The 6,928-nt window shown below is 61.3% G+C and carries 8 protein-coding genes; all 8 read right to left on the bottom strand.

The window, feature by feature from the left end:
- Positions 1 to 215: 215 nt before the first annotated feature.
- Positions 216 to 1,202 carry a Bug family tripartite tricarboxylate transporter substrate binding protein gene (locus AC3FOF_RS40895; RefSeq protein WP_488729885.1) on the bottom strand — a complete coding sequence of 329 codons (987 nt, stop codon included), beginning with the start codon at positions 1,200 to 1,202 and terminating at the stop codon, positions 216 to 218.
- A 205-nt stretch (positions 1,203 to 1,407) separates the two neighbouring features.
- The gene (locus tag AC3FOF_RS40900; protein WP_488729886.1) at positions 1,408 to 2,442 is read right to left on the bottom strand and encodes a tyrosine-type recombinase/integrase; all 1,035 of its coding nucleotides are present in this window, start codon (positions 2,440 to 2,442) and stop codon (positions 1,408 to 1,410) included.
- An 8-nt stretch (positions 2,443 to 2,450) separates the two neighbouring features.
- On the bottom strand, positions 2,451 to 2,645 hold the full coding sequence (locus tag AC3FOF_RS40905) for a hypothetical protein (protein WP_488729887.1): 195 nt from the start codon (positions 2,643 to 2,645) through the stop codon (positions 2,451 to 2,453).
- A gap of 46 nt (positions 2,646 to 2,691) precedes the next feature.
- Positions 2,692 to 2,871, bottom strand: a complete 180-nt coding sequence (locus AC3FOF_RS40910; RefSeq protein ID WP_488729888.1) for a hypothetical protein — start codon at positions 2,869 to 2,871, stop codon at positions 2,692 to 2,694.
- A 261-nt stretch (positions 2,872 to 3,132) separates the two neighbouring features.
- Positions 3,133 to 3,915: a transcriptional regulator gene (locus AC3FOF_RS40915; RefSeq protein WP_488729889.1), complete on the bottom strand. Its 783-nt coding sequence runs from the start codon at positions 3,913 to 3,915 to the stop codon at positions 3,133 to 3,135.
- A 266-nt stretch (positions 3,916 to 4,181) separates the two neighbouring features.
- Positions 4,182 to 5,003 (bottom strand): transcriptional regulator, encoded by an 822-nt coding sequence (locus AC3FOF_RS40920; protein WP_488729890.1) that lies wholly within the window; start codon positions 5,001 to 5,003, stop codon positions 4,182 to 4,184.
- Between the two features lie 123 nt (positions 5,004 to 5,126).
- Positions 5,127 to 6,203 (bottom strand): fimbrial protein, encoded by a 1,077-nt coding sequence (locus AC3FOF_RS40925; RefSeq protein WP_488729891.1) that lies wholly within the window; start codon positions 6,201 to 6,203, stop codon positions 5,127 to 5,129.
- Between the two features lie 8 nt (positions 6,204 to 6,211).
- Positions 6,212 to 6,928, bottom strand: a 717-nt coding sequence (locus tag AC3FOF_RS40930) for a fimbria/pilus outer membrane usher protein (protein ID WP_488729892.1), incomplete at its 5' end; no start/stop codon positions are given.

A 6,928-nucleotide genomic window follows, 5' to 3' on the forward strand; every position in this document is an offset into this window, starting at 1 on the left:
GACCCTTCATAGTACGCGGAGCCCAGATGCCCTGCACGGACGCAAGGAGAGTGGTATTCCAATGGATGCAGCGGCTACCATAGCGTATGGCGCTTTGCTATTTCATGGAAGCGCGTGCCGGCATGCGCACCTGGGATGTGCGTACTTATGATCACAGTTGATCATTTCCTCCTCTCATCGTGAGATTTGGGTTGCGGCCTCGAAAAGCCCATCACTCAATCCACCGTCGCACCCGTGTCCCGCACGATTTTCCCGAGCCGGATCGTCTCGCCGCGAATAAGCGTGCCGAAGGCCTCAGGCGTGCCACCTACCGCCGGAGTTCCGATAGCCTCCCAACGATTGCGGAATTCAGGATCGGCAAAGATTGCATTGATGGTGCTGTTGAGTTTGAGAACAATGTCACGCGGCGTGGTTGCAGGTACGGCAATTCCGTGCCAAGCCACGAACTCGAAACCTGACAGACCAGATTCCGCCAGGGTCGGAACATCCGGTAGCGCCGGTACGCGAGCCTTGGTGGTAACGGCGAGCGGGCGCAGTTTGCCCGCTTTGAGATAGGGCAGCGAGCTGGCCAGAATATCGAACATCACCGGCACCTGCGCGCCCAGCACGTCATTCAGGGCGGGGCCAGCCCCCTTGTAAGCAATATGCTGCATCTTCGCGGATGCAGCGGTGTTGAACAATTCGCCGACCAGGTGCTGAGGCGTGCCATTCCCGGCCGAGGCGAAGCTATAGGCGCCGGACTTGCTCTTGACTGCGGCAATGAATGATTTCGCGTCCTTTATCGGGCTGCTGGAATGGACTTCCAGCACCAGCGGGAACGCGGATAACTGGATCACCGGTGCAAGATCCTTCTGCGGGTTAAACGGCAGGCTCTTGTAGAGCGTCGGATTCACGGCCATCGGCCCGCTGGCCGCGAGCAGGATCGTATAGCCGTCAGGCGCTGCTTTGGCGACGGCGTCAGTCCCGATATTGCCACCCGCACCGGCGCGATTTTCCACGACTACCGGTACGCTAAGGCGGGCCTGCATGCTGGCCTGCAGCAGCCTTGCCATTAGATCGGTCGGCCCGCCTGGCGGATAAGGCACCACAAAGCGGATTGACTTGGTCGGATAGGCATCAGCTGCAACCGCGGCGCCAAGCGGGTAGGCGCCGGACAAGGTCAATAGCAGCCCTACATAGGTGAGAGTTAATTTTTTCCGCATTCGTGTCTCCGCTCCTTCGACTTTGCTTGGGCCCATTGCCTTTGTTTTTTCGATCCGTCGGTCGAGTCCAGCTATGACCTGGCGGACTTGATGAGTGCGAGTATATGCGCCTGGCACCCTTGCGTAAATTCGCATTTATCTAACTATTGATCGAAAATAATGATCACTAGGACGGAGCCGTGAGTATCTGGATCGCGCCCGCGGATCAGGTTTGTCTGACCCGATTTGAGTCAAGCTGCGCCCACGCGAACGAAGTAAGCAATTCTCGCGCGCGTCCTGCGTCCCGATTCCGTTGAGCCTTCGATTTTGACCTGTTGCGAAAACCCTGACAGGGTTTTCTCTGGAGGCACCTGTTGGCCATCCTGCAGGAGCCGGCCAAGCCCATCAGTTTGCTGACATCCTCGTTCGAGCGGCCAGCGAGCAGCTGGCGCCGGCAGAAGGTATTGCGCAGGATTCGGGGGCTCATGTCGTCCGCCTCGAAAGCGATGGTTTCCAGCGCGGCGCGCACGATCTTGCCCAGGCTCATCTCCGTGATCGGCGTGCCGCTGGCCTTGAGCGAGAACAAGAGATCGCTGGCGATCGGCAGGGTGGCGCGGCGTACGAGCCAGGCCGAAAGGATGGGCACGGCGAACGCGTCCAGATGCACGGTGCGGGCATCACGCGCGCCGTGCGCGGGAACATGCAGATAGGGCGGTGCGGCCGCGGGCTGCAGGTCGGCCACCTGGGCAGCTCGGCCCTCTGCAACCGTGACGCAGGTGCCGAGAAACAAGGCGACGATGGCGCGGCTTCGCAGCGTTGGCAGATCGTCGCCGGCGCGCGGCTGCACATGGGCCTGCAGCCGGGCATCGGCGTCTTCCGGGACGAAGATCGGCAGGGGATCGTCTTGTGGCCACTGGCCGTCGCATACCAATTTCTCGGCAGGGTTGCCTTGTCGCACGCCGATGGCCACCAGGTGGCGGCACAGCCGGTCGAGCAGCTTCAGGTATCGCCTGCGGGTGGCAGCGGTGTAGCCTTCGGCCTCCGGCGCCTGCCAGAAGGTATCGATGTGGTCGGAGCCGAAGGTGGGCAGGGTGACTCCGGCCGCCAGCAGGTGCCGTCGGAAGCGTTCGAACATGGCCTCGTGCTGGACGATGGACCGTGCGGAGAATGGGCGCCGGTCCCCGCCCGCGGCCTCGCGGGCTTGCCAGTCGGCATAGGCCAAGGTGGGATTGGTTAGCCAGAGGCGGTCAGATCTGTTCATGCCGGAATTTATATACTGAGAATCGAGTATTCCAACACCTTACCGCCTCTGCGAGGCGGCAGCGCGGGCTGGAAATTCAGGTGTCGGGCCTTTGTCCATTGGCGGTAGCCGGCATGCGCGAGCGCCAAGAGGGCGCCGGGTGTGCAGTCCAGCATGGCAGCGAGGGCGTTGGCTTGAAGCTGCAGGGACTTGGTGTTTGTCATCTCGGGAGATATCCTCAGTCGGCCGACTGGACGACATCTCCAAGTATCACCCGCGATGAGACCGCTGCAAGCCGATGTGTTCTCCCAAACGTCGTTGACTGGCAAGGTGGAGCGGCGAGACGCTTACTGCTTTGGGCGTCTGCCAGAAGGCGTCAATGCGGTCGGCGCTGAACGTGGCCAGCGTGACGCCGGCGGTCAGCAGATAGCGCCGGAAGTGCTCGAACATGGTCTGGCGTGATGGCGCTCCCATGTCTGCCCTGGCCCTGTGGGCGTAAGGCTGCTACAGAATGGCGTCGAGGCGGACGCAGCCGCAGAGCCTGTGCCGGAATTTTGAAGCTGGCCAGCCGTACGATATTTGAGTCCGGCCTTGACAAGCAATGCAAACAGAAAAGGTCGGAGCAGCGATTGGCATGGCGGTGGCTTGATTTGCTGTTTTAAGGCGAGACGCGGGTTGCCAGGTCGCTCGTTGCGCGAGTATCCATATCAGTCAGCCTCTGTCCTTCGGAATATGAAAGTCAGACGGATTGAGGTAAGTGGCAAGCAACCTGCCAAATGCATTCAGCAGTGCATCTGAGTTCATGCCCGATGTGCCTGCCAGAGCGGGGCAGATGATCCAGCCGGTTCCACGCCGTTTGAACATGCGCAGGTGTTTCGCCTGATCGGCTGGCTGCAACAGCAGTTCTTCGGCGACCACATCGCCGAGCGCGAAGGCTCGAACAAAGTCTTCCGTATGCCGATGGCCCAAGCACACCACGAGCTTTGGCTGCCAACGCGTGCAGATCTCGGACAGAAAGCGAAAACGCCCGCCATGGCGGCAAAGGTCCAGGTAGCGCTGCTTGGGTACCAACTCCCTTTGTCCGCGGAACACCTTGGACCACGGCGTTAGGCCATCGAGATGCAATGGCAACGGAAACAGGCTCAGCTTGAACTCGGCGCCCCAGGGCCCATACAGCTGCTGTTCGTAATACTGCTGGCAGTCAGTGGCACCCAGGGGGAGGCCCAACACTTCGGCGCGAGCCGCCGCCATGATGCGGGCAATATGCTGGTGGCCCATCCATTTTCCGAGGCTCTCGCGATACGTTGTGCGAAACGCTGCATCCCATGCCGGAGGGGACATGCGCGGCCTCAGCGGCGCGGTCAGATGTTCGAACCACGGATGTGGGCTTCCGTCGCAGAACCACACCGACGCCCCCGGATTCCCCCCTTCCATCCCGACATACGAAGCAAAATAGCCGTCCAACTCAGACCTTGTAAACACGGCATTTTCCATACTGCTCCCCTTACAGCTTAATGCGCCCAGCTAACCCAGCGCGCCAACGTGCTGATCGGCCACCTAACCCGCCGCCCATGCCGCTGGCGTCGTCTCGCCGGATACCAAACGAGACAAGGACGCTGATGAAGTGTTTCGCTTCAAGGAGTTTCAGGTCTTCCCGAATTGTCTGCCGGTCAGCCCGACTCCAAGTCATGGATCCAGTGGCCCGGCATTCCTGCTTTGGACTCGGCCTGGTTCGGGGTCCGGGTCAATGCGGTGGAGGCTCACTGTGGTGCGGAAAGGGAAAAGGCGGTCAGCCGTGCGTCCGGATGGGAAGGGAAATCCGATGCGTCCAGCCGCCGCGCCAAGTAGGCTCCCAGCGCGTCAAGAAGCACATTGGAACTCAGCCCTTTGGGGCCGCCGAGTGAAGGGCTAAGCACCAGCGCAGTTCGTTCATGTTCAAAGACATATAGCGATTGAGGCATATCCGCTGGCTGCAGAATTTCCTCAATTCCATCGATACCTTCGAAGCCGAACGCACGCAGATAATCGTACCTGTGCCGTTGGCCCAAGCACAGGATGATGCGCGGTTGATGCTGATGGCGCAGCTTGGAGATGAAGCGGAATCGGCCACCATTGCGGCACAAGTGCAAGTAGGCCGATTTGGAGCGCAGGACGGAATTCTCTTCGAACGCCTCGTTCCATGGCCGGCTGGGACGTGGATTTTCTGGAAATGGAAAGAGATTCAACTTGAACTCCCAGCCATGCGGCGCATAGAGATAGTGGTAGAAATACTCCGTCGCGTCGATTGGGCTATGCTCTGGCGCCAGGGTCGATGCGTGGGCCGCTGCGATGACGCGCGCAATTCGGTAGTGCGTTTGCCATTGCTGGAAGAAGTGAGCATTGGCTCGACGAAAGGCGGCGTTCCAGGAGCCGGGCTGCTTCTCCGGGCGCAGTGCTTTCAGCGATGGCATGCAGCTGAACAACGGAGCCACATCGCACACCCAGATGGCCGCATCGGGATTGCCGCCATCCATTCCAAAGAACGACGTAAAAGCGAGGTCGAGTTCCGTAGGGCCCGGTGCGGAGATTCGAGTCTGTGTCATCCCTAAACCTCCAATGGGCGCGCTGCCTGTCCGCCCGCTTTCTGTCGATGTGCTGACCACTGTTTCCCGAACGATAGAGCGCCCGCAACTCAGGCAAAGCGAGGCCAAGACGGTAGGCAGATGCTACTGATAGGTCATGGTGAATCTCATCACGCTGTTGGCCCTGCCAGGTCCCACCGTAGATCCCGTCTGCAAGTAGCGGGCCTTGAAGGGGATGGTGTAACTGCCGCCGGTGCCGCTGCTGTAGCCGCTGAAGGTCCGGGCAGACCCAAGCGGGAAGGAGGAGCCGGCGCCGTCCAGCAGCTGCACGCCCACGCCGGTCGCGGTGGATGTGGCATCCAGCGCGACCACCGAATTTATCGCACTGATGATCGGTGTGACGGCGTCGACCTGGTACTGGATGGCGCGCATTCCCGCCGGGCAATTGTTCAACGCAAGATCGAAGTTGACTGAAGGCGTAGACGTATTGGGGACGCTGAATGCGGAGGTCCGATGCGTGCCCAGATTGACTGGGATATCCGGCGTGGTGCACGCCGCCGCAGTGAATACCGGACTCCCGGTCACCGTTACCGGTAGTCGTGTCGTCGCAACGATGCCGTCTTCGGCCACGGCGGTCTGGGCAACGGGGCCGAGGGACACTGTGCCCGGTGTAATGGGCCCGGTCTTCACGAAGGCGAATGCCATACTCGTACCGAAGGATATGCCGCCAAAAGGCCCGAAGGCGGCGTAGGCGTTCCACCAGGAGTAGGCCATGATCGCGAATGGCCCGAGCGTGCGGCCTGGCAGATAGGAGATGACCTGGATGATCAAGCCTACGCCGGGAAGACCGGTATTGAATACCTCGTATTCCGTTCCGTTTTCCGTGTACTTTCGGCCGGAGGAGGAAAGCAGTGGGTTATACCACTGGCCGACTTGCCCGGTATCCCATTTGTTGCAGGTCCAGAGATTCTGGTAGGTTGGCTGGTGGTTCGTGAAGGGGGTGATCCGGGTGCCTGTCGGCGCATCCCGCGGAACCGCATAGGGCCCGGTCGGCAAAGTGAAGTTGAGGGCGCCAAAGCTAGCGGAACACGACATGACGGCGAAGGCGGGGGAGCAGGAGGCCGCCAGCCACAGCAGGATGGCGGTCTTCAGACAGATGACGGATTGCCGGATGCGCCGGCCGTCAGTGCGCTGCTCTCGGGAAAGCGAAGGTACCATCATTGCGTGCGTCATTTGCAGACCAATGCCGTTGCGGAATAGGGGGGAGTGCTGCCGGGGGCCGTCTCGGGCAGGCTGTAGGCCACCGCGCACTGTTCGGAGGGGCTACCGCCCCACTTGACGGTCAGCTCGCCAGCGTCCTTGTGCAATCTGCGCGCGATGATGCGGCTGGCCTGCGCCACGGTGCCAACGCTTTGCCCGCTGACATCGAAAACCTCTGCGCCGAAGGGCAAGGGCTTGCCGTCGCTGGTCCTGGCCTGGAGGATCGCCGTGCGCCCCGTGTTCTCGGTTTCGAACCGCAGCCTCACGACGGCACCTGCTGTTGGTGCGACGTGCTGCTCGGTCGATTTGAGTTCCACATTCAGTGGCAAGCCCTTGGGGTCGATCTCGACGGCGTTGCTGGCGAATGGCGTCAGGCTGGGGACCACCGCACGGCCCCATGGATCGATGCGCAGGCCGCTGGCATTGGCGACGCGGGCGCCGATGGCATCCCTCGCCTCGACGATCGCCAGCGTGTCGCTCATGCTGGGCGCGAAGACGACTCCGCCCGGGTAGGCGACAATCCCGCCGGAGATGCCGGCGCCGACCTGCCGGTAGACGCTGCTCCGGCTCGCGTTGACGTTGACCGAGGCGACGGGCGATACATAGGAGGCATTGCCGCCCACGCTGGTGACATCGCGGGTATCACCGCCACCGCTGTGGCCCACGTTCATGCCGTAGGTGAACGC

The organism is Cupriavidus sp. 96C5-1 (assembly GCF_057798855.1).

Bases quoted from the DNA above. Each gene is read 5' to 3' on its own strand.
- AC3FOF_RS40895 (WP_488729885.1), bottom strand. From the start codon at position 1,202: ATGCGGAAAAAATTAACTCTCACCTATGTAGGGCTGCTATTGACCTTG.
- AC3FOF_RS40900 (WP_488729886.1), bottom strand. From the start codon at position 2,442: ATGAACAGATCTGACCGCCTCTGGCTAACCAATCCCACCTTGGCCTAT.
- AC3FOF_RS40905 (WP_488729887.1), bottom strand. From the start codon at position 2,645: ATGACAAACACCAAGTCCCTGCAGCTTCAAGCCAACGCCCTCGCTGCC.
- AC3FOF_RS40910 (WP_488729888.1), bottom strand. From the start codon at position 2,871: ATGTTCGAGCACTTCCGGCGCTATCTGCTGACCGCCGGCGTCACGCTG.
- AC3FOF_RS40915 (WP_488729889.1), bottom strand. From the start codon at position 3,915: ATGGAAAATGCCGTGTTTACAAGGTCTGAGTTGGACGGCTATTTTGCT.
- AC3FOF_RS40920 (WP_488729890.1), bottom strand. From the start codon at position 5,003: ATGACACAGACTCGAATCTCCGCACCGGGCCCTACGGAACTCGACCTC.
- AC3FOF_RS40925 (WP_488729891.1), bottom strand. From the start codon at position 6,203: ATGATGGTACCTTCGCTTTCCCGAGAGCAGCGCACTGACGGCCGGCGC.